The organism is Flavicella sp. IMCC45668, from assembly GCF_057219105.1.
This window is the reverse complement of record NZ_CM170114.1, coordinates 185,304-212,268: the sequence shown is the minus strand read 5'-3', so window position 1 is coordinate 212,268 and position 26,965 is coordinate 185,304. Positions and strand designations below refer to the sequence as shown.

General features: G+C 32.6%; 22 protein-coding genes. 20 read left to right on the top strand and 2 right to left on the bottom strand.

Features of this window, described 5'->3' with window-relative positions; genetic code table 11:
* The 3 genes from AC2DZ0_RS00985 to AC2DZ0_RS00975 all read left to right on the top strand — a co-directional run bounded on the left by AC2DZ0_RS00985 (window position 1) and on the right by AC2DZ0_RS00975 (window position 7,858).
* Window positions 1–747, top strand: coding sequence for a T9SS type A sorting domain-containing protein (locus AC2DZ0_RS00985; RefSeq protein WP_484643121.1), 747 nt, complete (start codon window positions 1–3; stop codon window positions 745–747).
* A gap of 283 nt (window positions 748–1,030) precedes the next feature.
* Window positions 1,031–4,702 carry a phosphoribosylformylglycinamidine synthase gene (gene purL, locus AC2DZ0_RS00980; RefSeq protein ID WP_484643120.1) on the top strand — a complete coding sequence of 1,224 codons (3,672 nt, stop codon included), beginning with the start codon at window positions 1,031–1,033 and terminating at the stop codon, window positions 4,700–4,702.
* A gap of 402 nt (window positions 4,703–5,104) precedes the next feature.
* Complete coding sequence (locus AC2DZ0_RS00975) at window positions 5,105–7,858, top strand: T9SS type A sorting domain-containing protein (protein WP_484643119.1); 2,754 nt, start codon at window positions 5,105–5,107, stop codon at window positions 7,856–7,858.
* Window positions 7,859–7,928: 70 nt separating this feature from the next.
* On the opposite strand, the gene AC2DZ0_RS00970 is transcribed toward AC2DZ0_RS00975, so the two are convergent.
* Entirely contained in the window at window positions 7,929–10,388 is a 2,460-nt protein-coding gene (locus AC2DZ0_RS00970) for a right-handed parallel beta-helix repeat-containing protein (protein WP_484643118.1), read from the bottom strand.
* A gap of 281 nt (window positions 10,389–10,669) precedes the next feature.
* Complete coding sequence (locus AC2DZ0_RS00965) at window positions 10,670–12,238, bottom strand: tetratricopeptide repeat protein (protein WP_484643116.1); 1,569 nt, start codon at window positions 12,236–12,238, stop codon at window positions 10,670–10,672.
* Between the two features lie 212 nt (window positions 12,239–12,450).
* Between AC2DZ0_RS00965 and AC2DZ0_RS00960 the strand changes: the two genes are divergently transcribed.
* The 17 genes from AC2DZ0_RS00960 (at window position 12,451) to AC2DZ0_RS00880 (ending at window position 26,964) form a co-directional block, all read left to right on the top strand.
* Window positions 12,451–13,194: a hypothetical protein gene (locus AC2DZ0_RS00960; protein WP_484643114.1), complete on the top strand. Its 744-nt coding sequence runs from the start codon at window positions 12,451–12,453 to the stop codon at window positions 13,192–13,194.
* A 20-nt stretch (window positions 13,195–13,214) separates the two neighbouring features.
* On the top strand, window positions 13,215–14,078 hold the full coding sequence (locus tag AC2DZ0_RS00955; RefSeq protein ID WP_484643112.1) for a hypothetical protein: 864 nt from the start codon (window positions 13,215–13,217) through the stop codon (window positions 14,076–14,078).
* A 138-nt stretch (window positions 14,079–14,216) separates the two neighbouring features.
* Window positions 14,217–15,098 carry a GNAT family N-acetyltransferase gene (locus AC2DZ0_RS00950; RefSeq protein WP_484643110.1) on the top strand — a complete coding sequence of 294 codons (882 nt, stop codon included), beginning with the start codon at window positions 14,217–14,219 and terminating at the stop codon, window positions 15,096–15,098.
* A 213-nt stretch (window positions 15,099–15,311) separates the two neighbouring features.
* Window positions 15,312–16,343, top strand: a complete 1,032-nt coding sequence (locus AC2DZ0_RS00945) for a serine hydrolase domain-containing protein (RefSeq protein WP_484643108.1) — start codon at window positions 15,312–15,314, stop codon at window positions 16,341–16,343.
* Window positions 16,344–16,362: 19 nt separating this feature from the next.
* A complete protein-coding gene (locus tag AC2DZ0_RS00940; RefSeq protein WP_484643106.1) occupies window positions 16,363–16,926 on the top strand; it encodes a Crp/Fnr family transcriptional regulator in 564 nt (187 codons plus the stop codon).
* 64 nt (window positions 16,927–16,990) lie between these two features.
* Complete coding sequence (locus tag AC2DZ0_RS00935; RefSeq protein ID WP_484643105.1) at window positions 16,991–17,599, top strand: hypothetical protein; 609 nt, start codon at window positions 16,991–16,993, stop codon at window positions 17,597–17,599.
* A gap of 64 nt (window positions 17,600–17,663) precedes the next feature.
* Window positions 17,664–18,335, top strand: coding sequence for a class I SAM-dependent methyltransferase (locus AC2DZ0_RS00930; protein WP_484643103.1), 672 nt, complete (start codon window positions 17,664–17,666; stop codon window positions 18,333–18,335).
* Window positions 18,336–18,391: 56 nt separating this feature from the next.
* Window positions 18,392–18,949, top strand: a complete 558-nt coding sequence (locus AC2DZ0_RS00925; protein ID WP_484643101.1) for a Crp/Fnr family transcriptional regulator — start codon at window positions 18,392–18,394, stop codon at window positions 18,947–18,949.
* A gap of 63 nt (window positions 18,950–19,012) precedes the next feature.
* On the top strand, window positions 19,013–19,591 hold the full coding sequence (locus tag AC2DZ0_RS00920) for an NAD(P)H-dependent oxidoreductase (RefSeq protein ID WP_484643099.1): 579 nt from the start codon (window positions 19,013–19,015) through the stop codon (window positions 19,589–19,591).
* A gap of 217 nt (window positions 19,592–19,808) precedes the next feature.
* Window positions 19,809–20,426 carry a Crp/Fnr family transcriptional regulator gene (locus AC2DZ0_RS00915; RefSeq protein ID WP_484643098.1) on the top strand — a complete coding sequence of 206 codons (618 nt, stop codon included), beginning with the start codon at window positions 19,809–19,811 and terminating at the stop codon, window positions 20,424–20,426.
* Window positions 20,427–20,502: 76 nt separating this feature from the next.
* Window positions 20,503–20,925 carry a hypothetical protein gene (locus tag AC2DZ0_RS00910; RefSeq protein ID WP_484643096.1) on the top strand — a complete coding sequence of 141 codons (423 nt, stop codon included), beginning with the start codon at window positions 20,503–20,505 and terminating at the stop codon, window positions 20,923–20,925.
* Between the two features lie 189 nt (window positions 20,926–21,114).
* A complete protein-coding gene (locus AC2DZ0_RS00905; RefSeq protein ID WP_484643095.1) occupies window positions 21,115–21,576 on the top strand; it encodes a DUF5362 family protein in 462 nt (153 codons plus the stop codon).
* Between the two features lie 142 nt (window positions 21,577–21,718).
* Entirely contained in the window at window positions 21,719–22,858 is a 1,140-nt protein-coding gene (locus AC2DZ0_RS00900) for an alpha/beta hydrolase (protein WP_484643094.1), read from the top strand.
* Window positions 22,859–22,885: 27 nt separating this feature from the next.
* Window positions 22,886–23,635, top strand: coding sequence for a class I SAM-dependent methyltransferase (locus AC2DZ0_RS00895; protein ID WP_484643092.1), 750 nt, complete (start codon window positions 22,886–22,888; stop codon window positions 23,633–23,635).
* 112 nt (window positions 23,636–23,747) lie between these two features.
* Window positions 23,748–24,317 (top strand): Crp/Fnr family transcriptional regulator, encoded by a 570-nt coding sequence (locus AC2DZ0_RS00890; RefSeq protein ID WP_484643090.1) that lies wholly within the window; start codon window positions 23,748–23,750, stop codon window positions 24,315–24,317.
* 61 nt (window positions 24,318–24,378) lie between these two features.
* Entirely contained in the window at window positions 24,379–25,398 is a 1,020-nt protein-coding gene (locus tag AC2DZ0_RS00885) for an NAD-dependent epimerase/dehydratase family protein (RefSeq protein WP_484643088.1), read from the top strand.
* Window positions 25,399–25,521: 123 nt separating this feature from the next.
* On the top strand, window positions 25,522–26,964 hold the full coding sequence (locus AC2DZ0_RS00880) for an FAD-dependent oxidoreductase (protein WP_484643087.1): 1,443 nt from the start codon (window positions 25,522–25,524) through the stop codon (window positions 26,962–26,964).
* Window position 26,965: the final 1 nt, after the last annotated feature.

Here is a 26,965-nt window from a genome sequence, read left to right as displayed (position 1 = left end):
ATGAGAAAACTACATATTTATACAATTGCATTTTTTATATGTTTCCAATTGCACTCTCAATCGAAAAACATAATTGGCTTGAATTCTAAAGAAGGAATGACCACCACAATAAATTCACTGGGAGACTTTATTACTGGAACCCAATATTCTAATTTAGAAACAAGCACTGTCAACACTGTTAATTTAATAGGAAATCAATCTGGAGCCCAAGTGAAAACGGCAATCTACTCTGATAGTAATAATGCGCCATATCAACTTATTGCAATGTCAGAATCAAAAAGCATTGATGATGGTATTACTACAATGTCCATACCTGATCAGGTGTTACTTCCGGGAAAGTATTGGATAATGACACTTTACAATCGAGATGGACACCATATTTATAGCTCTACAGCATCCCCCAATAATAAGGTGTTTTATTTCAAACATGAGTTTGATAAAGCCTTCCCTGAAAAAGCTGAAAATTTTTCAGTTTATCAAGGCCATAGTTTTGCATATTTCTTAGGCTCCAAAACCTCTGAACACGAGAGAATTGAATTTTACCCTAATCCAGCACAAAATTGGATGAGAATAAAAAATCCAAAATGCCAAAATTTCAATATCAAAATCATAAACAGTCAAGGAATTACAAAAACTACATTCATAAGTAACGATAGTTTAATTGAATTAAATATTAAACCGCTACAAAAAGGAAATTATTATTTAATCATAAACAACTCTATACGAGAAACATTTGTTGTTAATTAACACTTACACTTATAAATTTTAAAAGACGCAATATTTTATTGCGTCTTTTTTTATACTCAGACTAAAATCCATTTAAATCATGTTTTTACTATCTCAAAGCTGATTTCAAAAAAATACGATTAAAAACATGACAAACAACTAATTAAAAACATATTATCCGTTCATTTTTTCCAAAAAAATCTTTGGTTTTTAGGTAGAATTCTTTCATCAGATTTTGTAACATTTTTTGTACTTTTGTGCTTTTAAAAATCTAAGCAATAAAGCTTTTAACATTTAAGACTCAATGATTCTATTCTTTCAACGCGATACAACAGTATTTGCAGTTCAAACCAAAGAACTATCACAAGAAAACATTCAAAAATTAGTTTGGCTTTTTGGAAACGCTACACAAGCAGAAGCATCAACAATTGATGGTTACTTTGTAGGGCCAAGAAAAGAAATGATTACTCCTTGGAGTACCAATGCCGTAGAGATTACTCAAAACATGAGTATTGAAGGAATTATCAGAATTGAAGAATTTACAAAAGTAGATTCAAAAGATGCGGCCATTGATCCTATGCTACAAGTATTATATACTAATCTAGATCAAGAGTTGTTTACTATAAACGTACAACCGCAAGCTGTTTTAGATATTGAAGATATTGAAGCATTTAACCAGCAAGAAGGACTTTCTTTAAGTGATGACGAAGTTGCTTACTTAGAGGGGATGTCTCAAAAAATCGGAAGAAAATTAACTGATTCAGAAGTATTTGGTTTTTCACAAATCAACTCAGAACACTGTAGACATAAAATATTTAACGGAACATTTGTAATTGATGGTGAAGAAAAAGATATTTCTTTATTCAAAATGATTCGTAAAACTTCAGAACAAAATCCGAATGGGATTGTATCTGCTTACAAAGACAATGTTGCTTTTGTAAAAGGGCCTAAAGTAGAGCAATTTGCTCCAAAATCTGCGGACAAACCTGATTTTTATGAAACTAAAGATTTTGATTCTGTAATTTCATTAAAAGCAGAAACACACAATTTCCCAACAACAGTAGAGCCTTTTAACGGTGCTGCAACAGGGTCTGGAGGAGAAATTAGAGATAGATTAGCTGGAGGTAAAGGATCTTTACCATTGGCAGGTACTGCCGTTTACATGACATCTTATTCTCGTTTATCTGAAAACAGACCATGGGAAACCATGCAAGAAAGAGATTGGCTATACCAAACTCCTATGGATATCTTGATCAAAGCTTCTAATGGAGCTTCTGACTTTGGTAATAAATTCGGTCAACCATTAATTTCTGGTTCATTATTGACTTTTGAAGCTGATGAAACTACAACAAGTTCTGATTCTCTAAGAAAATTAGGATTTGACAAAGTAATCATGCAAGCCGGAGGAATTGGATACGGTAAAAACGAGCAAGCGTTAAAAGATACTCCTAACGAAGGAGATAAGATTGTAATTTTAGGAGGTGACAACTACAGAATTGGTATGGGTGGAGCTGCAGTTTCTTCAGCTGATACTGGAGGAATGGACAGTCAACTTGAATTAAATGCGGTACAACGTTCTAATCCTGAAATGCAAAAAAGAGCTGCAAATGCAGTTCGTGGAATGGTAGAAAGTGATATAAATCCTATCGTTTCTATTCATGATCATGGTGCAGGTGGACATTTAAATTGTTTGTCTGAACTTGTAGAAGATACAGGAGGTAAAATTGATCTTGATAAATTACCAGTAGGAGATCCTACCCTTTCTGCTAAAGAAAAAATAGGAAACGAGTCTCAAGAAAGAATGGGATTGGTTATCAATGAAAAAGACGTTGATTATTTAAAACGAGTTGCAGATAGAGAACGTTCTCCTATGTACACTGTTGGTGATGTTACTAATGATGATCAATTTACCTTTGAATCTGCTACTACAGGTGAAAAACCAATGGACTTATCTATGAATGATATGTTTGGAAGTTCTCCAAAAACAATCATGAATGATAAATCAATTCAAAGAAAATATGATGCTTTGTCATACGAAGCAGAAAACATACATGAATACCTTGAAAACGTTCTTCAATTAGAAGCCGTAGCTTGTAAAGATTGGTTGACTAACAAAGTAGACCGTTGTGTAGGTGGAAAAGTTGCAAAACAACAAACTGCCGGACCTCTACAGTTACCATTGAATGACGTCGCTGTTATGGCATTAGACTTTAAAGGTAAAGAAGGAATTGCTACAAGTATTGGACATGCTCCAATTGCAAGTTTAATTGATGAAGTTGCTGGATCTAGAAATGCAATCGCAGAGTCATTAACAAACTTAGTTTGGGCTCCGCTTGAAGAGGATTTAAAATCTGTATCCTTATCTGCAAACTGGATGTGGCCTTGTAAAAATGAAGGTGAAGATGCTCGTTTATACAATGCGGTAGAAGCAGTTTCTAACTTTGCTATTGAATTAGGAATCAACATCCCTACAGGAAAAGATTCTTTATCAATGAAGCAAAAATACCCGAACGAGGATGTGATCTCTCCGGGAACAGTGATTATTTCTGCGGCGGGACATTGTAATGATATCAACAAGGTTGTTGAGCCAGTATTTAAGAAAAAAGCTCAAAATAAAATTTATCATATTGACTTTTCTAATGATAGTTTTAAATTAGGAGGTTCTTCTTTTGCTCAAGCAGTTGCAGGTATTGGTAACGAAAGTCCTAACATTAATGATTCAGAGAAGTTTAAAACTGCATTTAATACGGTTCAACAATTAATCAAAGAAGGACGTATTTTAGCAGGACATGATATTTCTGCAGGTGGTATGTTAACTACTATTTTAGAAATGTGTTTCTCTCAAACTATGGTGGGTGCTAATATTGATATTACAGCACTAGGAGAAGCTGACACAATAAAAGCTTTATTTGCTGAAAATAGCGGAGTGATTATTCAATCTGATGATGCAGAAATTGAAAATATCTTGAATGCAAACGGAGTTGCATTTACTGTTTTAGGTAACGCTATTAGAAGTAGTGAAGTTACCATCAAAAATGGAGATGTTACAGAAATATTTAATGTTGCCTACCTACGTGATATTTGGTTTGGAACGTCTTATTTATTAGACGACAAACAAACAGCAAATGGATTGGCTACAACTCGTTTCAATAATTACAAAGAACAACCTTTGCAATTTGATTTCCCATCAAACTTTACTGGAAAATTACCCGTACTAGATGCTAGCAAAGCAAGACCAAAAGCAGCCATTATCCGTGAAAAAGGATCTAACTCAGAAAGAGAAATGGCAAATGCTATGTATTTAGCTGGTTTTGATGTAAAGGATGTACATATGACAGACTTAATATCAGGACGCGAAAACCTAGAAGATGTTCAGTTCATCGGAGCCGTTGGAGGATTCTCTAACTCTGATGTTTTAGGATCTGCTAAAGGATGGGCTGGAGCATTTTTGTACAATGAAAAAGCAAAAACAGCTTTAGACAATTTCTTTAAAAGAGAAGACACTTTGTCTATCGGAATTTGCAACGGATGTCAGTTATTTGTAGAACTAGGATTGATCAATCCAGATCATGAAGAAAAACCAAAAATGGGTCATAATGATTCTTTCAAACACGAAAGTGGGTTTACTTCTGTGGCTATTCAAGAAAACAATTCTGTTATGTTAAAGACATTAGCAGGAAGCACTTTAGGAGTATGGATTTCTCATGGTGAAGGAAAATTCAACTTACCTTACAACGAAGAAAAATACAATATCGTAGCGAAATATGGTTATGATGGTTATCCAGCAAATCCTAATGGTTCTGATTTTAATACAGCCATGATGACATCTAATGATGGACGTCACTTGGTAATGATGCCTCATATTGAACGTTCTATATTTCAATGGAACTGGGCTAACTATCCAGTAGACAGAAAAGATGAAGTTTCTCCTTGGTTAGAAGCTTTTACAAATGCTAAAAATTGGTTGACAAAATAATCGTTAACTAATTTCATTAAAACTAAAAATCCCTCAAGAAATTCTTGAGGGATTTTTTATGAGCGCTTTTTATCTTTTCTCATTACACAATCAACTTCGTTAATTATGTAATCTAACCTATTATCCTTTGCCATAGTTTTATCTAACACGTATCAAAGGATAACTCCCTATATTACAAACACAAAAGCTTATTTTTAATTCCATTGGTGTCGTTCTTAGTAAATTATGATTCTATTTATCTGAAAAAACACTACCTACCAATAGGCAATTATCTATACCGACTGTTTGCTGGTAACAAATTCTTTAACAAAACTAATTATACTACAATTAATTTACTGATAGCCACAAATTAATAATTTATAAATAGGATTTTTTGACCAACCAAACTTAAACCAAAAAATCATGTTAAAAAAGACTATCTACAGCATATTGCTGTACGGATTAATTATGTTCAAAGGGTATTCTCAAATTATTATCCCGAACAATGTATTTACACATGTTGCCATTAAAAACGGAAACTGGAACTCAAAATCTACCTGGAATACTGGAACCATACCATCGACAGGAGCAATTGTACGTATTCCTAATGGCAAAAAAGTAAATTATAATGTGGTCAACACAAGTGCACATATTTTTGTAATAAAAAATGAGGGGGAATTTAACGTTTACGGAAATACGAGTAAGAGAAAACTTATTGTCGATACCTTTTATAACACTCCCACTTCTAAGCTAAATATTACAGCTACCTCCGATAGCGCATCGGACATAGACATTGAAATACGGCCTTATGATATTTTAAAAAAAGTAAACAACAACAATAATTATGGCGGTATTCCTTGGAGTAACACTACGTTGAATTATTTTACGAACGGTGAAAACCAACCCGTTTATGATCATTTTGGAAAAAAAATTCCTTCGGACGGTTCTGGAGTATATGGTAGATATAAATGGGATAAAAACCAAGTAAGTCTATGCCTTATGACTATGGGAATCGTAAGAATCAAAGGGACTGATAAATTGGACTTTTCAGAATTATCAGGAAATGTACCTCTGAACTCAAAAACATTTTTTATTAAATCAGTACCAAAAAACTGGAAAGTAGGTGACAAAATAGTCCTGACAGGTACAAAATTGATAGGGAGAGATGCAGATGAAGTATTTACTATTACCAACATCAACGGCACTAAAATATCCATAGATTCTCCAACAAAAAGAGAACATAAAGGGGTTACCATAAAAGATAAAAGTTATTTTCCATATGTTGCTAATTTAACTAGAAACATCAAAATTCATTCAACGTTTACCGAAACACAAACAAACATCACCAAAAGGGGGCATACCATGTTTATGCTAAACGGTGACATCCAAATAATAAACACACTTTTTAAAGATCTTGGTAGAACTGACAAAAGTAATATTGTAGATGATTTAAAATTAGGAATCCCTACAATTACAGGAACAGGAAATGCAAGAGACATAGAATTCAACAACGCAAACCTAGGCGAATTTGATGCCATCCAAAATATAGAAAACCAAAGAGGTAGATATAGTTTTCATTTTCACAAATCACTAAGAGGCTTGAATTCTGAAAAATTAATAATCGCCAGAGGAAATGTGGTCTGGGGATCCCCCGGCTGGGGAATGGTTCACCACGATAGTCATGCAGATTTTTCAGACAATGTGGTTTTTGATATTGAAGGTGGTGGTATGATTGCTGAAAGTGGTTCTGAAACAGGAATCTGGAGAAAAAATTTAGTGGTTAATATTCGCTATGATGCCTCCTCTCCTTTTTTACCAAATAATGAACCTATGACAAGCCCGATTAGAAGAACTTTAAGAGTAGATCTGGATGATGATTTTAAAGGAGGGGCAGCTTATGGTATGCAAGGTAGAGCCGTGAAAATGCTTAACAATATCGCAACAACTTCAGGTGTTGCTTTTCATTACCAAGGAAGCGGAGAAAACTCTATAGTTGCAGACAAAGTTGATACTAGTATTTTTGAAAAAGAAGGGATGATCAACCCATTTCCTTTAGACTCAGAAATTGTTAGGACCGCTGTACCACTCATACAATTTAAGGGTAATAAATCTATAGGATGTTCTGATGGATTTAAATCACAAAATAGGCTATCAGGTTCTTCTCATAGGGTTTTATCTATTGTTGACCAATTGACCGTAATTAATGCGAGTCGTTTCGGGATCTACATCTCATCTAACTTTGGTTACTTAATAAAAAATTCAATCATTCATCAATCGGACAGTAACCTAACCAATACGGCAAGTGGGATACTTATTCAAAAAGACAATGACAATATCAACCTTAATTACGTCAGATTTCACAATTTCACCACAGATGGCGCGGAAGTTGAAGCTAAGGAAGGGTTCAGTCAAAACAACCCTGCGGCAAAATTTATATTTAACAAAGTGTTTTGGTTAAATAACTCTGGAGAAAACGGTATTCATAGATTAAATCATAAAGACCCATATCCTGACCCTAATGAAAAAGTTCAAATAACAACAACAAACTTTAATCCTAATGAAGTATTTGATGTTTCATTTGTAAAACACAATGATATGGATGATGAAATTAATTTCAATGGAAGTCTGGAATTCAACATCAAAGGTAATATTACAGATAAAGCTGGAACAGTAAACTTTGCAAACTTGACTCCTAAAAATGCCCCTTCTATGAAAAGAACTTATAAATTCAATTCTAAATCAGCTGCGCAAAGTTACATCAACAATCATGGTGGCATCAAAAATGAAGGTTCTAAAAAATATTTTAATTTCATAGAATATATTTCCAATCGAGTTTCAGGAAATATCACTCCCGTAAAATTAAAAATATATGTAAAAAACTATACGAACCTTTCTTCAAAGGAAATTGGCACCAAGGAGAGTATCCAATTAAATAATGAAGGTAAAAACAGTCCAATAGTATACCCAAACCCAAGTAAAAATGGATTTATTACCGTTTTATGTCAACAAAAAAGCAGTATTAAAATCTTTAACATAAATGGTGGCCTAGAGCTTTCATTTGACAAGTCAGCCAATGATGATTCTGAAACAAACATACAACAACTCAGTTCTGGAGTCTATTATATTACAATTTCCACCGAGGAAACTGTAAAAACACAAAAATTGATTGTTAAATAATCTAAAAACATTTTTTTATAAAAAAACCAGTGACTACTATCACTGGTTTTTGTTTTTTGGGTATATACATTTATTTAACAAGTTTTTTCACAATACTACTCCCACCTTGCACTACCTCAATAAAATAGATACCATTTGCCAATTTACTTGTAGGAATTACTATTTCTTTATCCACTCTAGCATCTATTGAATCAGCGATCACTAACATCCCAATGCTATTTATAATTTTTATTTTTATTTCACCCGTTTGATTAAATTGAGTGTCCAATACCACATGAATAGTTTCATTAAATGGATTAGGATATATTACTAAGCTTTTAAAAACATCACCTTGTTCTTCCTTTATATCCTTGACGTTTGCTTTCCCTTTCACGTCCTTTAACAAAACGGAACTCAATGAAGAACCTGCATTAAAAACACGGTCTTTCCACCAAGTAGTACTTCCTTCCCAAGCACCAATAGCAGGATCAGAAGCTCTTGTAACACCGGAAATTTTCAACCCTCCGGTATTATAAGCTGAACTCGTTTTCAACCTAAAATTACCATTCCCTGAATCTATAAAATGGTCAGAAGCATTTACAACAGATTTGTTTCTACCAGAAATAATATTATAATTCAAAGGAGGCTTTGCAATTTCTTGAGTAAAATTAAAAAAGTTAGTTTCTGTAACGCTATTATTTCCAGCACTTAAATAATTTGTCTTTCCATTCATCATTAAATTATTTTTAACCTCCATATTATTTACTTTTCCTCCCTCTAAGTGCCAGAAGCTAATTAAATGATTATACCCCCAAAAAGTATTATTGTAATAATTCATTTTATTTGTCATGTTTTTAGTTCTAGGACCTAGGTATGCAATAATATTATTGTTTTTTGTAGTTTCAGGTTCTCCATTACTTTTTAAACGAACACTTGTATATTCATCATCCAAACCATAAATTAAATTATGATGTACTGTGTAATTATCGGTATCTTCTAAATACAAGGCAACAATAAACTTTTTATTACTCCAATCTTGAGGGTCATAAGCAGGAATCCCTTTTTGATCATGAATTTTATTCCAAGATATTTCTGTGCCTTTCATATCCAATCCTTCTGCTTTTCCTGTACTTGTAAACATAATAGAACCAGCATCCTCTCCTAAAGACATGGCACCAGAAAAATCATTATCTGTAATTTTGGCGTATACCGACTCTGTTGTTCTAATATGAAATCGGGAAGCTTTATTGAATGTGTTTTTCGTAATCTTTGTATTATTCCCATTGTTTTCCACAGCTATTGTAAACTGTCCCATCCAACCAATATCTTCAATATAACTATTGTTAATTTTGGAATTATCTGAACCTTTTAAAATGATAATTCCACTTCCCCACGTATGTCCGATATAGCAACTTTCAAAAGTTGTATTATCTGCATTATTTAATAGAATTCCTTGTCTAAAGGATCCATATGTTCGTCTATACTGAAAAGGAGACAGATATGTAAATGTACAATTAGACAAAGTAGTTGTGTTGGCATTTTTTAACTCGACTTCTCCTACTTTAAAATCTATATTTTGGATTTTTACATTATTTGCATGGACTTTCAGTGTGAATTTTCTTCTTTGAATTTCAAAGTTTTTTCCTGCTATAGTTCCACCTACTGGTTTGTAGTAAATCGTATTTTGCTTTTTTTTGTAAAACCACTCCCCTTCATAATCTAAAACTGATAAATCCATGATGTATCCAAACCCTTCTGGTTGTGTTACCGCTCCATCAGTTCCCCAAATATTACCTTGAGTGTTATAAGATTTAAATTTCACTAATCTATCTCCAGCTTTGGTTACTTGTCCACCATCACCCGAATAAGAAAAAATATTATTTCTCAATTTTCCAATAAACCCTCTGACAATTGCTTCGTCCGAAAAAGTTACATTTGGCAGCTTTTGTGTTCCTCCATGCCAAGAGAATGTAACTTGTCCTGTTTGATTATTACCAGTAGGTTTGCTTGCATTTAACAATACAGCAAATCCTGTTTTTTGATCCCTGGGGTTCATCATTTCTCTATTACTTCCTTTGATGTAACTTATGTACGGAGAAGTGTTGTTCGGGAACCTCGCTATTTGTTTGTGCTGTCCATTGACAAAAAATTGTGTGAATTCGGTTTCGACTTGATTTTGGTTTAAAGTCATTTTAAAAACACCCGTCCTATTAGGATCTCTTGTCCAATTACTATCTCCATACCAATTAGCACCAGATACAGTTACAATAGCATTGTTATATGGTTTGATGGTTACATCATTTACATTTACAACAACTGTTTCTCTGTAAACACCTTGATGCATTAAAATAATATCACCAGGTTGTACTAATTTAGTATTAAATAAATAACTTATGGTTAAATAGGGCGCATTTAAAGAGCCTCTGCCAGTTGGTGCATTAACTCCTGATTTAGCTACATGAATTTCTTTGGCTGTACATGTTAAGTTAAAAATTAAGCACAACAATACTAGGAACTGTATTTGAACAGTTCTTTTTGATTTAAATTTCATTTTTATTGGTTTTGGTTAGTTGCCTTAAAACTAGTCTTTAAAGACTTATGAAACGTACCTCAAAACCATCGTAGGCCTGATGTATATAATTAGTATAAAAATAAATCACTGATTTACAATATACTGATGAACGCCTATTTCTAAATACAAGTATTCATCAAGTTACCTACTAAAATACCAATTGAGTAATCTGACGTTGTGGTCGCCCTAAATTTCCCAAAACTACCAATTTAGATAAACCGTTAACATAAACAACTAGAAATCTATCCACCTACCAATTGCTAAATCGAGCCAATATAATTACTCAAATCATCTCCTCTCTCTAGTCCCATTTTTTTTCGAATCCGATGCCTTGAAATATGAACACTACTCACAGAAATATTTAACAAACGAGCCATTTCTTTGCTATCAAATTTCAATTTAATTAAGGCACAATGTTTTTCTTCGGTTGGCGTCAAAGTATCATGTTTCAACCTCAAACGTTTGTAAAAATCTACATTGACCTCTGTAAATCTCAGGTTAAAACTTTGCCATAAATCTTTATTCTCATTTACAATTTTTTGCTTGACCTTACCATACTTCTCAGGAGATTCATCTTTGATCAAACTCAATAAAGATTCTATTTTTTTATCTTTTTCTATCAATTGCAATGCAGATACCGTAAGTTCTTTACTCTTGGTTTCTGCCATCAGATCATACTTTTCTTTATTGTGTTTCTCTTGAATTAATACTTGTTGTTTTTCAAATTTTAAGCGCTTAATTTTTGATTTATGAGATAAAATTAGAGAAAGTAATAGTATTAGAACAATGATCGAACACAAAATAAGGATCAAACGAAATTGAATTTTATCTTTTTTTGCTAGATCCAGTTCTTGTTTTAAAATTTCTTTATTTTTTAGAGCAATCGTTTCTTGATATTTGTTTTTCACTTGAAACATTTTGCTATTATTACTACTACGGATACTAAACAAACTATCTGCTATTTTTATGGAAGCATTTAAATATGCATAAGCAATTTGATCCTGATTCATTGTTTTATGAAGCCTTGCTAATTTCCGTAACACATCTGCCTTAAAATCTGTATGTGATTTATATAACCCCATATCATCAAGACTTTTTTGGTAATAATAAATTGCCTTTTGAAAAGATTTTTTTTTGACATACAAATCTCCCAAAGAAGCATACACTATAATTGTAAAATGCTTTTTTTCTTTTTCTAATAATTGCTTTGCCTTTAATAAATATCCTTCAGCAGTATCAAAGTCATTTTGCAAATAATAAATCACCCCTTTTTCAGCATTTATATAAGGGTTCTCTTCGGTAAACTCATACTTCTTTCCATCGTACATGTCGCAGCTATCCAAATATACAAGTGCTTTGTCTAATTTTTGGGCCTTTCTGTATTGGACAGCCAAACTAAAATAGGCCTTTCCTAAACTAGAGTTGCGAGCCTCTTTAAACTCAATATTTTTTTTCACAAAATCAAGGGCAATATTTTTATGACGGATTGCCTCTTTCTCTTGTCCATAAACCCCGTATAAAACTCCAAGTTCATCATGAATCAAAGCCTGTTTTGAATCAATATGAGCAGCATCAGCCAACAACATTGCATTCCACAAATGATCATAAGCCTCTGTATAATGTCCATTATTTTTTTCTTGGTTTGCAAACTCCAAAAACAAATCAATTAAAGCGACTGTATCTTTTTCTTTGGCAAGGATAGAATTACTTTTCTTTAAACCTTTTTCTAATTCTAACTCTCCATTTGTTTGAGCAAACAAAATACTGCTTAGCGCACAAAAAGTTAGATAGCAAATAGACAAAATGGCAATTCTATTTTTTTTATTCATGACGGCCAATGTAGTTAATAATTATGATTGATAAACTAATAGTAAAGTTAATTTCAGCAACAAAACCAAACAGTAAAGTTATTGTAAAGTCCTATTTACACAGGGATGATAGATGTTATACTAATTTTGAAACAACAAAATATTTTTTAAACCCAACTAAACCATAGTCTACAAATTTAAAAGGATTTAAGGCTATAAAAACTATTTTAAACATGATAAAAACTGATTTAAACAAAATTAAAGCAACCTTCATTCTATTTATTTTCTGTCTTTTTTCCTTTGTGAATATTTCTTGTAATGAAGATAAAACCGAATCATTAGAAAATGAAGAAGCTCCTATTGATGAGACCCTTCCCGAAGAAGAAACTCCGATAGAACCAGAAAAAAAATGTAGCATCAACCCTAAAGATGGCCTTTTAATTTTAGAAGCAGAAAATTTTGATTTAAAGGGAAAATGGAGAATCGTGGAAGACACAAAAGCCTCTGGTGGAAAATACATTGAATATTATGGATACAACAGCTACAATGCGCAAAACCTAGACCACGAAATCTCGATCACCTTTAACATCCCAGAAGCCAAAGGCTACCTTGTAAAATGGTTTATGAGACAACCCGATCATGCCGAAGGAGACAAATCCAACGATGCGTGGATATACTTCCCAGGAAACATAGGTTATGCTTGGGTAAATCAACAATCTGTAGCATTGGAGCATTATGAAAAATTTGTAAGTAGAGGAAAAGGTGAATTCACATATGGAGGAGCTTTAGATTTACACAATCCCAAATCTAGTTCTTGGTTTACTGTTAAGTTTCCTGAACCTGGTGAATATACCTTAAAAATATGTGCACGGTCTGAATTTTTCCAATTGGATAAAATGGTACTTTCCTCTGGAATTACAAACGATGAAGCCATGGTACAATCTAAAGATGTAACAGAGACCATCATTTGCGAATAATCATTTTAGAGTTTTTTACTATGAAAAACAAACTATCATTTCTTATTTTTTTTGGCACTGTATTCTTTAACTTACAGGCTCAAGGATTGAAATACAACAATTATCGCATTGCCTGTAGTGCAGATGGAAATGCACAACCTGACTTGGAACACAAAGGCAAATACAATTATGCTGATCCCGATGACTGGGGTGCAACACCCGCTGCCCTAGCCTTACTTGCTAAAAAAGATTTACAAGATCAATTGGTACATTTCTCTTACAATAATTTTATGCCATCACCACCGCATACTACGGTACGAAACTACATGAAAGAAGGTGTTGATGGTTCTATTGAAAGGTGGAACTTTAACAAAAATGTATTCTTTGATGTAGGTTTTGATAAAGAGAAAGCCATTCTGCATCTGGCAAAAGAGATTGAAAAATCTACTCCAGAAAACCCCTTGTTTTTTGTAAACATGGGGCCTTCTGAGTTTCTATATCAATCTGTAGCAATCGTGATGAAAAGTGCGAAAAAAGAATCCTTAAAATCCGTTTATATTATTTCTCACAGCTATTACAATGATAATCATTTAAGACGGCCAGAACATCACACCATAGACCAAGTACTTGCTTTAAGTGAAGGACAACTTCATTTTGAGCGAATCAAAGATCAGAATATGAAAAACAACCCTCATATAGGTTTGAGTTCTAATCATGACTGGAGTGTGTGGGATTGGTTAAAAAACCATGAAGATCCAGATATTGCATGGATTTGGGTATGCATGAAAAAACATAGCGAGAAAAGAGCAGATATTTCTGACGCTGGAATGATTTATTATTTGCTAACGGGAGATGATGCTGGAAATCCTAAAAAAATCCAAGCCTTTTTAGGAGATAAAATTTAACCAAACTTAATTTTTCCAATTTGGAAAGTCCTTCAAGCTACCTTGAAGGACTTTTTTGTTTCCTATTTTGATAGCATTCCTAAATTATATTCCTTTATATTTATTTCAAAGATTCATAAAATCAAATCTCAAAATAGTATGAAAAATGATGTATCATCGATAAAGCTTAGCGATTTAAATTTCCAAAAACTAAATTTATCAAACGTAAAAACATTGATATCCTGGGCTAAAACGGAAGGATGGAATCCAGGAAAACAAGATGCGGCTGCTTTTTGGTCAGCAGATCCCGATGGTTTTTATGGTTACTTTAATAACAACGAACTTATTGCAGGAGGATCAATTGTCTCCTATAATCAAGAATATGGTTTTATGGGACTTTTTATCGTTTCTCCATTATACCGTGGTATGGGAATCGGTGCACAATTATGGCACCAAAGATTAAATACCTTAAAAAAAAGATTAAATGCTAATGCCAGTATAGGAATGGACGGCGTAGTAGCAATGCAACCATTTTATCAAAAAGGAGGGTTTGAAATAGCATTCAAAGACAAACGTTATGAAAAAAAAGGTAAAAAATTCTCTATCAGTCCAAACATCTCTCCCATAACCAAGGAGGATTTTCATCAAATTGCAATTTTTGACCAACATTGTTTTGGTTTTTCTAGGATAGAATTCCTTGCATCATGGATGAACCTAGAAGCAAGTAGAACTTTCAAATATACCTATAACAACAAAATACTAGGTTTTTGCGTACTCAGAAAAGTGAATAAGGGCTATAAAATTGGACCTCTTTTTGCTAACACCTATTCTGTTGCTGAATCACTTTATCAAGCCTGTTTGAATGCCGCTATCGATGAATTTGTTTATTTAGATATTCCGATGTCAAATCCTGATGCGGTCAAACTTGTTGAAAATTTTAAAGCTACTTTTATTTTCGAATGTGCAAGAATGTATCATGGTAATGCGCCCAACATACCGATTGATAAAGTATTTGGCATCACCACTTTTGAATTAGGATAACTCATCCAGCAATATTTATTGCTTTTTATACTTTCTCTGCATGATACCATCATTACCAATAATTTTGACTTTTTATAAAAACATACATGGAGTTTAATTAGTTTAACATTTAAAACACAAACACCTGAGGAACAAAAGGATTATCACAAAAGATATTACTATTTTTAGCTGAAGCCTAATCACCACCCCCCCTTGAAAATCAATTAATTCAATATGAAGAAAAAAAACAGCATCTATATTTTTAGAACACTCCTCTTTTCAGGAACGATCGTTTCTTTGTTTTTTGTTCCATGGATATTGATTAAGGCGTGGATACTTCCTTTACCTAATTCGATTGAAGAACAACTTGAACAAAGTTTGGAATTTGGCTTTGATGGGATGATTGTTTATGTGGATGAACAAGGAAAGGAACCTCAAAAATTTGCAGCCGGATGGCATAATAAAGAGACTAAAACACCCGCTAAAACAGATGCTATTTTTTGTATTGCTAGCATAAGTAAGTTATATGTTGCTGTTGCGATTACCAAACTAGCCAAGGAAAACAAAATTGACCTGCAAAAAAGTCTAGCCTATTATTTTCCAGAATACAAAAATCGTATTGAGTATATTGATGACATTTCGATTGCCATGTTAGTACAGCATCGCAGTGGAATTCCTAATTTCACAGATTTTAATGAATTTTGGCAAAACCCACCAAAAGACAGTGAGAGTACTATCGCAATGGTTTTAGACAAACCTGCAAAATTTAAACCAAATGCATCCTATGGATACAGCAATACGAACTACTTGTTACTCTCTAAACTCATTGAGAAAATAACTGGTAAGGATCGTTTTTTTTACATCAAAGAAAAAATACTACTTCCACTTGCATTAAAAAATACTTTTAACTCCAATAAAAACATAGACCCAGAACGAATAATGAGCGGTTATTATGTTGGAATTGAAAAGGATCAAAAACATAAAAACCAAGGGATGTTTGCTACTGCACATGATGTTGCCGTTTTTATAAGAGCCCTTAACAATGGAAGCATCTTTGATACTGGTGAGCAAGATATTTACAATACTTTGTATAATTATGAACATACAGGACTAGCAGCTGGATACCAGAGTATTGCTAAATACCATAAAGATATAGATACTGTTGTTATTCAATTTAATAACACCACAGATTTTAATGGCTACCAATGGAATCTTGCTGAAATATTTTATAATAGAATTTTAAAAATTATTAAAAATAATAAATAATCAAACCTCCAATTATATCTTGAAAGATTTATTAAAAACAATCAATTCAATTGTTTCCCTATCGGATAATGAAAACAAACAATTACAGAATACGTTACAACCGCTCACTTTAAAAAAAGGGGAAGTGTTTTTAAAGCAAGGAACAACAGTAAATCAGATCGCACTTGTGGCATCAGGGAGCTTAGAAATGTTTACGATAGATGCATTAGGAAACGAACGTACCCTAGATTTTATTTTTGCTCAAAGTTTTGCTACTGATTATGTTTCCTATCTAAATAACACTCCTAGTGAAATGAACATTCGTGCCCTAAAAAAAACGGAAATTTATATTATTGAAAAAATAGAACTTGATGCTTTATTTGATAGTAGCATCAATTTTTCTAAGTTAGGACGAGTGATTACCGAACAATTTTTTACCGAATTTGCTAAAAGAATTAGAGATAACTTTTTACCTCCAGAACAACGATATCACAAATTAGTAGAAGACAAACCAGAATGGATTCAAGAAATTCCTCAATACAAGATAGCCTCCTTTTTGGGAATTTCTGCAGAATGGTTATCAAAACTAAGATCAAAAAAATAATTTATTGAATTAATTCAAGAAGATTTAAGTAGTGCTATTTTATTTTTGACAAAAAAATAAAGCTATGAAAACTATAAAAAAACTCCTTGCAATAAGCATCCTATTCGTTTGCCTCACAACCCAATCGCAAAATAAAAAATCAAATTTCTGGCATCCTTCTCCACCAAACTATGAAGTTGAACAAGCCGTTGAAGTTGAAAGTTTATTCCCTATGTTTTTTACCGGTGGTTTTCATGTTGGAATTGGATATCGATATAAAAAATTTAGACTTAGGGTAAGTGTGATTAATGGTGGTACTTATAACGCAGACCAACAAGCAATTGGAGAAACTGATGAAAACTACAATAGATACTATACCACTTCTCCTGGAATTTTCTTTGGATACAATGTTTGGAGAAATTTGGAAATCTATGGTTATTATGAGAACCATAATTTTGATATAGAACAAATTTCCACGGGAGAAACACTTCAAATCCCTTCAAATGATGTAGGAATTGGAATGAGTTATCAATTTTTTATCGGGCGTACATTTTATATACAACCTGGGATACATAGCTATTTTAGAGCAGCTAAAGAAATACAATTTTCTAACGCTGACACCTACAACATTCCTACTTTTGAAATCTCCCCAATTATAAGGGTTGGTGCCAGATTATGGAAAATTTTCGATTAATCAGACACTCCTTTTCTTTTTTTAATTTTTATCTCTACTTTCACGAAAAAAAGAAAAACTTACTATGGCCCAAGAATTTAATAGCACTCAGCTTCCTGACAAAGAACTAGCGAGTCAACTTTACAAACCCACCGGAGCGCAAGGAAAAGAAGTTGGCAAGCAAATGAATAAAGGAAATAAGCATATATGCCTGAATTCATATAAGTGTTTGGCTCCGGAAGCCAACAGCTTGATACTTGAAATTGGTATGGGAAATGGTTATTACATAAAAGACTTGTTGACTATCAATAAAAATTTACAGTATTACGGTTTGGATTTTTCGCAAACAATGATTGAAGAAGCAACCATACTCAATAAAAAATTGATAGAGAAAAAACAAGTTACGCTAATAAATGGTTCTATAGAAAAACTTCCATTTGAAGACCAAAGTATCGATTATATTACTACTACAAATACTATTTATTTTTGGCCAAATCCTGTTGCCAATGCAAAGGAACTTTTACGAGTTTTAAAACCCGATGGAAAAGTACTTATTGGATATCGAAACAAAGAAATGATGAATAAAATTTCCTTCACAAAACATAACTTTGAGAAATATTCGCAGAACGAAGTGGAAAATTTATTAAGAATTACTGGCTTTAAAAATATCACTACTGAAATAATTCCTGAACCAGAACTTGAGTTCCAAGGAAAAACTATGATCATGGAAGGTTTTTATACCTCTGCTGTAAAATAAATTCTAAAAATGCTTTTTTTCAAAAACTATAGAAATTTCTAAGCAATTCTTTTTTTATGAAAGACTACCTGAACCAATTTGGTATTCTAACTTCCGAAGAAATCGATAGTGTAGCGTCGCTACTCACATTAAAAAAACTAAAAAAAGGCGACTTTTTCATAAAAGCCGGTCAAACTTCGAATGAAGTTGCTTTTGTAACTTCCGGCTCTTTTAGGTCATTTTATCACTCTTCAACAGAAGAAGAAATTACCTATTGTTTTACATTTTCAAATTATTTTGTCAGTGCGTATTCTTCATTTTTATCACAAACTCCCACACTAGAAAATATTCAAGCACTTACTGATGCAACTATTTTAACGCTTGATAGAAAAGAAATACTAAAACTAGAAAACTCAAGCACCAATTGGCTACGTTTCTTCAAATATATCGCTGAGCAGGAATATATTAAGATGGAAAAACGAATTTTCTTGTTACAGAAGGAGTCTGCAGAAAAACGTTACCAAGACTTAATCATCAACAACCCCGATTTTCTTCAACAAGTCCCTCTTACCTATTTAGCATCCTATTTAGGGATCACGCAAAGGCACCTCAGCAGAATTAGAAAAAACATTTAGAATTAGACAAATGTCCTTTTTCTAAAAATGGATACTATCGTTCTTTGTCTAAAACAAAAAAGAATGAAAAAAATAGTTATCATCAATGGTCACCCTGACAGTGAAAGTTTTAATTTTGCTTTATCCAATGCTTACCATAATGGAGCACAGAATACAAATGCCAAAATCACTAAAATCAACATCAACGAACTAAATTTTAATCCCAACCTTGAGTTTGGATATCGTAAAAGAACAGAACTTGAACCTGACCTTCTGAATGCAATCGAAAAAATTAAAGAAGCAAACCATATAGTGTGGGTGTTTCCTATGTGGTGGTTTGGTTACCCAGCCATTATGAAAGGGTTTATTGACAGAACATTTTTACCTGGAATAGCATATGAATCAATCGAGGGAAAAGCTGTCCTAAAAAAACTTTTCAAGGGTAAAACAGCTAGAATAATTATAACATCTGACACACCTAGATGGTATAATATCCTTTTCATGAGAAGTCCAGCTGAGAATCAATTAAAAAATGGAACCCTTAAGTTATGCGGCATAAACCCTGTCAAAACAACATATATCTCATCCATAAAAGGTTCGTCAGCTACGTTTAGAAAAAATTGGATTCAAAAAATTTATGCTTTGGGCGAAAATCAAAATTAAAGTAAGTTCATCCGATTCTACTATCTATAGTTAGCAGAAAAACATATATTAATATTTTGATTATGTTTGCAAAAAACACCCGGTTTACTGAGGTAAAAAAATACCATGGAAGCTATCACACAATCAGACACAAACAGTACAAACCAATTATCAATTACTCAATCTTCTGGAGGTTTTTATACCTCTTCTGTGAAATAATATCTTTACCTTTAGAATATTGGAATCTCTACAAGACAATTTAAAAACGCATCACACTGACCCCATATTTCAATTTTTAAACAGCATCAGTGAAATATCCAATGAAACATGGGAACAACTCTCTAAAACTGCAGTTCAAACAACTTTAAAAAAACATGATTATTTTGTAAAGTTCAATGAAGTTTCCCAAGAAATTGGAATCCTTACAGACGGACTTGTTCGATCATTTTATGTAACCGATGATGGCAAAGAATACAATAAAACACTATTTGCTGCACCAAATATAATTGGCTCTTATGTTTCGATAATAACAGGAAAACCCAATAAATTACCCCAACAAGCACTTACAGACTGTATTATTACAAAAATCCCCCTAGCAGAAATAGAAAAACTCTCCAAAAACCATATTGAAATAGAAAGACTACGCAGAAAAATGGCAGAGCATTTTTTTGTTCTCAAAGAAAAAAGAGAACTAGAAATGGCACTACTGCAAGCGGAGGAGCGATATTTGATTTTCAAAAAAGAATTCCCAACGGCAGAACAATTGATACCTCAGTATCATATTGCTTCTTACCTAGGCATCAGTGCAACTCAATTAAGTAGGATACGCAATAAAACAGCCGATTCTTCAAAATAAAATTTACCTATGTAAATGCAAGTCTTTTTCTTAGACTCTAATTTTGACTTCTACTAAAAACTCAAAATTAGAAATTATGAAAACTACGGATCATTCTATTTTCACAACCTTATTTTTACTTGCATCCTTATGGAATGCTATTGGAGCTGGATTCGGTTATTTTAATACCGAATACACCTTCCAAGCACTATTTAATAGAGAATTAACTGACCCTCTATTATTTGAAATTTACAAGGGTGCCTGGGGTACAACTCTCCTGTTTTTTGTTGGTTATATTATGGTAGCAATAGATCCAGTAAAACACGTTGGGATAGCAATAATTGGCGCTATTGGAAAATTCGCGTTTGCTTTTGCTGAATTAAAATTATACCTAAACAACCTTGCAACTTCATACGTACTTATCATTATTGCAGGAGACTTTATTTTTTGTGCATTCTTTATCTATTATTTTATCAAAATCTATCATTTAAATTCAAACAAAAACAACCCTAAATCTTAAAATAAAAATTTTGACACCTTGTTTTTGATTGTATAACTTGAATCCTATTTTAAATCGAGATTCACTCCTATTAGGAATGTAATAAAAAAATGAGTCTTATATTTTTCAAGTAAATATGGAACATTCTTTAACTTTAATTAAATTCGCCATCGATAGATGAACAAATTATCTATTCGAAAAAAAATTACTATGGAAACTATCACACAATCAGACACAAACAGTACAAACCAATTATCAATTACTCAATCTTCTGAAAGTTTTTTAACCGAAATAGCGAAATGGACAAAATTCTTATCCATTATTGGCTTCATTTTTTCTAGTTTCATTATTATTATGGGACTTTCCTTTGGAAGCATAATGACAATGCTACCTTCCAATGAATTGAATGAAATACCAAGTGGCTTTGGAGCTTTGTTTGGTATACTTTACATTGCTCTAGGACTTTTGTATTTTTTTCCTGCGTATTACCTTTTTAAATATTCTCAAAAATTGAAGTTAGCACTTAACTCCAAAAACAGTCAGAATTTAGAAGAAGCCTTAGGAAACCAAAAATCATTTTTTAAGTTTTTTGGAGTTATGGCAGCAATCGGTGTTGTTCTTTATGGTTTTTCAGCTATTATCGGAATTATTGTTTTTCTTGTTGCTTCGTAAAACTTACATCTTACAATTCAAAGATGCTGCTTTTTTTCTGCTAAAAAAGCAGCATCGTCGTTTTTCAACCTATTTATTCTCTTCAAATTGTTTATAAAATTCAAATTTGGTATCTTTTTCATGAAAATGAAAAAGATTAAATATGACTGTTAAAAAAAAACTTCCAATTATTTTAATCCCAGGAATTCAAGGAACGAGATTAAACAATTCTAATGAAACGGATTTTAAAGTACTTTGGTCTGGTGTCAAAAAATTCTTTGCAGATATTCATAAATTAGCCCTTAAGCCTGATGGAGAGAGCGACGCAAAAAAACAAGTTATTATTGAAAGGGCAGATATTGAAAATCTAGCCTACTCTGAAATAGTAAACTATTTACGAGATCTAGGTTATTCTGTTTATATTTTTGGTTATGATTGGAGGAAATCAAACAATTATATCGCAGAAGACCTGAGTAACTATATAACCAAGTTACAAAAGAAACTTGATAGAACAGATTTCAATTTCCTTACACACAGTATGGGGGCACTTGTTTTATCCAGTTATTTTAAAACCCTATCTCCTTCAAAAATTGACCAATTCACAAATAAAGTAATATTCACTACCCCTCCTTTTTTAGGTTCACTTGAAGCCGTTTTTAATTTGGTAATAGGAAAATCTCGTTTATTTAATTCTAGTGATGATTTTAGAAAGGTAGGTAGAACATTTCCAGGAATTTATGAATTACTTCCTGTATACAAAGAAGCTTATTCTCCCAAAGTGGAAAATTTCTATAACTTTGATACGTATTGGCAACATAAAGAAAACCAGCAAAATTCTAAAGAAAACTCCGTAATTAAGAACCGTTTAAATCATCTGAAAAACGTTAGAAATCAAAATAATTTCATTTACGACTTTAATACCTTATCCCCCTCTTTAAGAAGTAAAATGATTGTACTAGCGGGAGGTGGTGAGGATACAAAAACAAAACTAAAGATTGAGGAAAACGAAGATGGCTTTCGATTTTTGTTTGATTTTGAAAAATTCGGAGAACAAAAAAATAGCGGTGATGGTACTGTCCCAATAATAAGTTCAGGAGCATTCAAAAACGTGATAGACACCTATCAAATTGATACAACATGGTTTGAAAAAAGAATTGACTCAAAGTTGATTCAAAATGACTGGCATGCATTTTTTTTAAATAATAGCAGGGTACAAAATATTATAAAACGTTTTTTTGACCCTAATTTTATTGAAAATGAGAATTGGTATCAATCCATCAAAAATAAAGTCACAAAATTATAATTTTAACTAGCTACAAATAAAAAGGATATGACTGAATTGGATTTGATAATAGACCTCCATAAAAACAATCCAAGACAAGGTCCTGGAAGTGAAAAAGATTTAATCAAAGCACTCAGCTTTATGAAGCTCCCTAAAAACAAGGTTTTAGATATTGCTGACATAGGTTGTGGTACAGGTGGACCAACAGTAGCATTGGCTAAATTATTAAAAGCAAATATTGCTGCAGTAGACCTATTTCCAGAGTTCCTTGCAGCACTAAAAACAAACGCACAACAAACTGAAACTGCTAGATATATTAATCCGATAGAAGCATCAATGGATAACTTACCCTTTAAAAAAGAGCAATTTGATATCATTTGGTCTGAAGGCGCGATCTACAATATTGGCTTTGAAAATGGAATAAAAAAATGGAAAGATTTTTTAAAGCCGAAAGGTTATCTTGCCATAAGCGAACTTACTTGGATTACGCAAAACCGCCCCTCTGAAATAACTAATTTTTGGAATTCAGCATATCCTGAAGTATCTACAGCTTCTAAAAAAATAAATCAATTAGAAGAAAATGGGTTTTCACTGCTCGGGTATTTTTATTTACCTACAACAAGTTGGACAACACATTACTTTAAGCCACTTGAAGCCTCTTTTGATTCATTTCTAAAACGTCATAACAATTCAGAATTGGCACAAAAAGTAGTTATGGATCATAAAGCAGAAATTCAGCAATACCATAAATATCAAGAGTATTTTAGTTATGGATTTTACATCGCTAAAAAATATTAACGCGAAATATTTTATTTGAAATAGTAACTTATTTCGCTACCAAAACAAAGTCATACATACTCCTATACCACAAAAAAATATGTTATTTTGACTTTCAATAAACACTAATACAATGCAGGAACTTATTTATACTATTTTAAAAAAAATAAAACTTTCTCATGACGACCGCCTCCTTTTAAACTCATTGTTCATTACCGAAATCATTCCGAAAAACGCCCTATTTCTAAAAGAAGGAATGACAGAAAAACATGTTTACTTTTTAAACAAAGGAATTGTAAAAGGCTACCAAAATATTGACGGTAAAATGGTAGTGCAACACTTAATTTCAAGCAATACCTTTTTTACATCTTTTGAAAGCTTTACAGAACAAACTCCATCAAAAGATTTTTACGAAAGTATTACAGAATGTAGTGTATCAAAAATTTCAAAAACACATTTTGACTTCTTAAATGAAAATACAACCTTTTGGGCACCTTTGGTAAAACAGATTACTGATGAACATCTGCAATGCAAATTAGAACGTGTTACCGATTTTCAAGTTTTGACTGCCAAACAACGTTATGAAAAATTTGTATTAAATGATCAAGAGCTAGCACTGCATGTTTCTGTTGAAACAATTGCTTCTTATTTAGGAATGCAACCTCAATCGTTAAGTAGAATCAGAAGTCAACTTACTTTCTAACATTTGTTATTTTAATAACGTAAAATCTAACGGAAATTTACCCAATAAAAAAACAATAATTATGAGCAAAGAAATTTCATTAGTTACAGGTGGTAACGGACATTTGGGAAACAATATTATACGACTTCTTCTTAAAGAAAACATACCTGTAAGAACAACCGTTAGGAATATTGAACAAAAGGCACCTTTTGAAGGGTTGGACTGTGAAGTTGTTTTTGCTGATCTTAGAGATAGAGATTCTTTAAAATCTGCTCTAAAAAACGTTACTAATCTATACGCTGTCGCAGCTAATTTTAGTATGTGGGCTAAAAATCCAAAAGAAGAAATTTACGATAACAACCTACAAGGATCTCAAAACCTTTTTGACATGGCACATGAATGCGGTGTTAAAAACATTGTCTACATAAGTTCTGTAGCTAGTTTAGATTTTACAAAACTCCCTGCCGACCCTAAAAATGGATATAATCAAGACAGAAGAAATTGGTATTTTAATTCAAAAAATGATTCAGACAAACTTGCTCTTAAATTAGCCGAAAAATATAATATCAGAACGGTATTGGTTTTACCATCGGCTATGATTGGTCAAAATGCGTTTAAATTAAGTTACTCTAACAACCTTGCACTTCAAATAATTCAAGGGAAGGTTCCTGTAGATACAAATATTACAATCAATTGGGTAGATGTAAAAGATGTGGCAAAAGGAACCATAATGGCGATGAAGCAAGGTAAAAATAAATCAAGATATATCTTAGCTAACGAAAAACACACATCCATTCAAGAAAGTGTTAAAATTGCAGCTGACTTTTTCCCAAAACTAAAGTTAAAAACGCCCTTAAAAGCGCCTAGAGTTTTATTATATCTGGTTGCTTTTCTTATGGAAGCCGTAAGTAAAATAACAGGTAAAGAACCCTTATTACAAAAACAATATCTTGATATGTTTTATGGATTGCCTCAAGATTATAATATTGAAGCTTCTAAAGAAGAATTAAATTTCAATCCGAAAAATTCTAAAGAAGTATTGCAGGAAACTTTTTCTTATTTATTAAACGATTGGAAACCTTATACGCACAAACAAGATTAATTTTTACCGCTTCATGATTTTTTTTGATTCGCCTGATAATCATACAATCTATCAATTCATTTCAATAAAATCTTAAAAAGCAGTAATTTCCCCAGCGAATAACGCCTAACATTGAAAACTGCGATGGACTCAAACAAAGACATTTATTATAAAGAATGTGAAGCATGTCAAGGACAGGGTCAAAAAAGTAGAAAACCTAAGAAAAAACTTCGTGTATTATATCAAAAACAACTAGAAGAACATCATAAAAACCCGCAATCTTTTCCAGAGCCAAAACGTCCAAAACGAATACTTACACCTTGCCTGAATTGTAACGGCAAAGGTATCGTTCAATCAGCCACACCACCCATCTTAAAAAAATATCCGAAAGTCGCCATCATTGGTGGTGGCATTGGAGGAATTGCCCTTGGTGTTGCTTGTCTGCATAGAGGTATTCCGTTTACCATTTATGAAAGAGACGCAAGTTTTAATGAGCGATCACAAGGTTATGGATTAACCCTGCAACAAGCAAGTAGAGCCATAGAAGGTTTAGGTTTGGTTACACTTAAAAACGGAATTGTCTCCAACAAGCATATGGTATTTAAAACAGATGGAACCAAAATTGGAGAATGGGGAATGCGAAAATGGATAGATACAAACTCAAATACCACAAATAAAAGAACCAATATTCATATTGCTAGACAAGAATTGCGCAAAGAACTTTTAGAACAATTGAGCTCTAAAAACTGTATCCAATGGAGCCATCAACTCCTCGAAATAAACAAAAATAAAAATCATGACTTGACATTTGATGTTGATGGAAAACAAGTTTTTGCTGACGCAGATATTATTGTTGGTGCCGATGGAATAAGAAGTACTGTTAGAAAAAGTATCATTCAGGAAAAAGACAACCCACTACGTTATCTAAACTGTATCGTAATTTTAGGAATCTGTTCTCTAGAAACTTTGAATGACGTTAATAATGAATTACTGGACGGAAAAACGGTATTTCAAACAGCTAATGGAAACGAAAGAATATATATCATGCCCTTTGATAAGGAATCTGTTATGTGGCAACTAAGTTTCCCTTTATCTGAACACGAAGCTTTAACACTGAGTAAAAAGGGTGCTAAATCATTAAAAAAAGAAGCCATTAGCAGAACTGATTGGCACAACCCCATACCACAAATTATTCAGGCTACTCCAGAACAGAATGTTTCTGGATATCCTGTTTATGATAGAGATTTAATTTCTGAAGATGCTTTTTTAAACGCAGATAAAACAACTCTAATTGGTGATGCGGCGCATCCTATGAGTCCCTTCAAAGGCCAAGGAGCCAATCAAGCTTTATTAGATGCTATAGCATTGGCAAGAAAAATAACAAAGCTTTGTGGTGAAGGCTCTCAATGGAGTGAAAAAGGCATTAGAAATTCAGTTTTATTAGATTTTGAAAAAGAAATGATTTCTAGGAGTTCTTCAAAAGTAAAAGGATCTGCAAATGCGGCCTTATATTTGCATTCTGACATTGTTCTAAAAGAATCTGACACTCCTAGAGGAAGTAACTACAATCTAAAAGAAAGCCCTTAAT